Annotated in this window: 2 protein-coding genes and 1 pseudogene; 2 read left to right on the forward strand and 1 reads right to left on the reverse strand. The window is 70.3% G+C overall.

All coding sequences use genetic code 11. The annotated features are described in order from the left end of the window. Positions 1 to 176: adenosylhomocysteinase (locus KDL01_RS44975; protein ID WP_212533999.1), on the forward strand; the 176-nt coding region annotated here is incomplete at its 5' end. 97 nt (positions 177 to 273) lie between these two features. Here KDL01_RS44975 and KDL01_RS40315 read toward each other — a convergent pair. Further along, positions 274 to 2,235: a DUF1906 domain-containing protein gene (locus tag KDL01_RS40315; RefSeq protein ID WP_212533998.1), complete on the reverse strand. Its 1,962-nt coding sequence runs from the start codon at positions 2,233 to 2,235 to the stop codon at positions 274 to 276. A 398-nt stretch (positions 2,236 to 2,633) separates the two neighbouring features. Here KDL01_RS40315 and KDL01_RS46355 point away from each other — a divergent pair. Next, a pseudogene (locus tag KDL01_RS46355) lies at positions 2,634 to 2,767 on the forward strand (hypothetical protein); the annotation flags it as partial.

Raw genomic sequence — 2,767 nt, forward strand, 5'->3', positions numbered from 1 at the left:
AGCCGGACGACTACCCGGTCGGGGTCTACACCCTGCCCAAGCAGCTCGACGAGCACGTGGCCCGGCTGCACCTGGACGCACTCGGAGTCAGGCTGACCACGCTGACCGAGCGCCAGGCCTCTTACCTGGGCATCCCGGTCGACGGTCCGTACAAGCCCGACACCTACCGCTACTGACCGACCCGCACACGCCAGGTGGCCGGCCCGGAACGCTCCCGGGCCGGCCGCCTGTCCTACTCGATTCCCACTCGATGCACGGATACTGCTCCCGCGACTACGGCACCGGCACGCTGGCGGAGCCGAGGCAGGTGTCCGCCGGAGTGAGCGAGCCGAGCGGCTGGGCCGCGCTCTCGTTCGGGATCGTCCCCGCCAACGCGTACTGCGCGAACTGCTCGGAGAGCGCCTGGTTCGCCGCGTCGGTGCTCAGGTCGGCCCCCTCGAAGACGCCACCCGTGCCCGCTGTCAGCGGCACGGACGGGTAGCCGAAGGGCGTGTGGCCGATGGCTTCGTTGGCCGGGTTCGCCCACCCGCACGCGTTGTGGAACAGCGCGTTGCTGGCCGCGACCCCGACCGCGATGACCAGGTCGTTCCCGCTCGCGTCGTCGGCCCACGCGGTGGCGAAGTCGCCGGTCAGGTTGCTCGCGGGCAGTGCGAGCTGCTGCGCCTCGAGCTGAGCGATCGCCATGCTCGAGGTGTCCGCCGCGTAGAGCACGACCGAGGACGCGATCGCGGTGCCGTCACTGACCAGGAGGTAGGTCCCGGTGGTCTGCTTCCCGTTCACGGTCACGGTGATCGGCACGTCATAGCGCCCGGAGGCGAGTGACGAGGCGCCCGTGACGTTGAGCGAGATGCCCACCTGCCCGCTTCCGGACACGATCGCGATGCCCGAGGACGGCGAGACCGTGATCCCGGCGGGCGGCTGAACCTGCCAGTGGATCGTCGAGAGCTTCGATCCGGCCTGGATCTTCAGCTGCGTCCGGCCCGCGTTCCCCGGCGTCACGGCCACCTCGGCCGGTTCGTCGGTGACGGTGGGCTGCCCCGTGGCCGTGCCCGGCTCCCCGGCGACGGCCGCGTCGACCACGTCGCTGTCGAGGCTGAGCGTGGCGCCGCCCCAGGTCTCGTCGTGGCTCCCGTAGTACTGGTGCATGATGGCGCCCTGCCAGTCCGCGGCGGGCGCGTACGGGTTGGTGAGCACCGGGTTGTCGTTCCAGTCGGCGAACCAGACGTCGTCCGGGCTCTGATAGGCGGAGTTCGTGTACTGCGAGGCGAGGTCGGCGATGCCGGTCGCCGCGCTCGAGTACACCCCGGAGAGGTAGCCGGCCGAGTGCAGCCCCGCCGTCCACGCGCCCAGGAACGTCAACGTCGCCTGGCTGCACGCGGAGTCGGAGTTGTTGTAGCTCTCCATGTCGTAGTAGATCGGCGTGCCCTGGCCGTAGCCGAACTCCTGGGCCGCCGCGACCGCGCTCGCCGCCTCGGCCGCGCCCTGCGCCGCGGCGTTGGACGGGTCGATCACCGTCGTGTTCGTCAGCTGGGTGCACGAGGCCTGCGGGCCCACCCAGATCGGGATGAACTGCCAGCCCTCGGCCGCGACCTGGCTGACCCAGCTCGCGGAGAAGTCCCCGTAGGTGCACGCCCAGTTGGCGCCGCCCAGATAGGTGCTGATCACCCGGTACGGCGAGGCGAGCCAGTCGCTCATCGTCGCGGCCGACGGCACGGTGCACGTGTCGACGCCGAGCCCCTGGGCCTGCTGCACCGACAGTTCCGAGGTCGCGCTCGCGCTCGAGGTGTTCGCCGCGGCCGAGGAGCCGGACGATCCGGCGGTCCGCGTGGCGGGCACGGCCTGCGCGTTGCCCGCGGCCGGAGCCTTGGCCGCGCTCTTCGCGGTCATCCGGGCGCCGGAGAGGATCGAACGGATCTGTGCCGCACCGGATCCGTAGGTCGCGGTGACCTCCACGCCGGGACCCGGAGCGGTGAACTGCACCGTGTGCCGCGTCGTCTCGTTCGCGTTCATCGGGCCCGAGAACGCGGCGGTGTCCGTACCCAGCTCCTGCGTGCCGGCCGGGACCGAGGCCTGCTCGGGCTGGATCAGCAGCGCCTCGGTACGCCCGTACGCCCGCGGCGGGCAGTTCTGATCGACCCCCGGCGTGCCCAGGTAGACGGCGTGCTGGTCGAACAGCACGCACCGGCTCGGATCGGCGGTGAGGTCATAGACCGGCCAGGAGGCCGGAACCTGCACCTCGTAGCCATGATAGTTGACGGTTTGATATGCCGCACTGGATGAGGCCGCCGACGCGGGCGAGGTCGCCACGCATGCGAGCAGCACCGTCACAGTGCCCCCAATAGCAAATTTTCGTAACACCGGTGGACCATACCAATGGTCTCTCTCGCCGGACAAGGCATCGCAGAACACCGCGATGTGCTATGACAGCACCCGGCGAAACCACCCCCGCGCGCCGGGTCGCGCCCACCTCATGATCAGATTCTTGATGTTCAAGATCTCATCCGAAGCCACCCCGTCCGCAGGCCGCGGCCCAGCTCATCCGGCCTGAGCCGGGCGCGCCGCCGAGACGGGTTCGGCCGCGAGCGCGCACACCCTGGCGACGCCGGCGTACGTAACCTGTAGCCTGGTGCGGGGTTTTTCAGAATTCTCGAGGAGGAACGCACGTGCGTGGGGGTCGGCGGATACTTGTGCTCGCGGCGGTCATCGCATTGACCAGCCCGGCAGTCGCGTATGCCCGCGGCGGGGGCGGCAGCCACGGATTCAGCGG

It is taken from the genome of Actinospica durhamensis, from assembly GCF_018139695.1.
GTDB classification, from domain to species: domain Bacteria; phylum Actinomycetota; class Actinomycetes; order Streptomycetales; family Catenulisporaceae; genus Actinospica; species Actinospica durhamensis.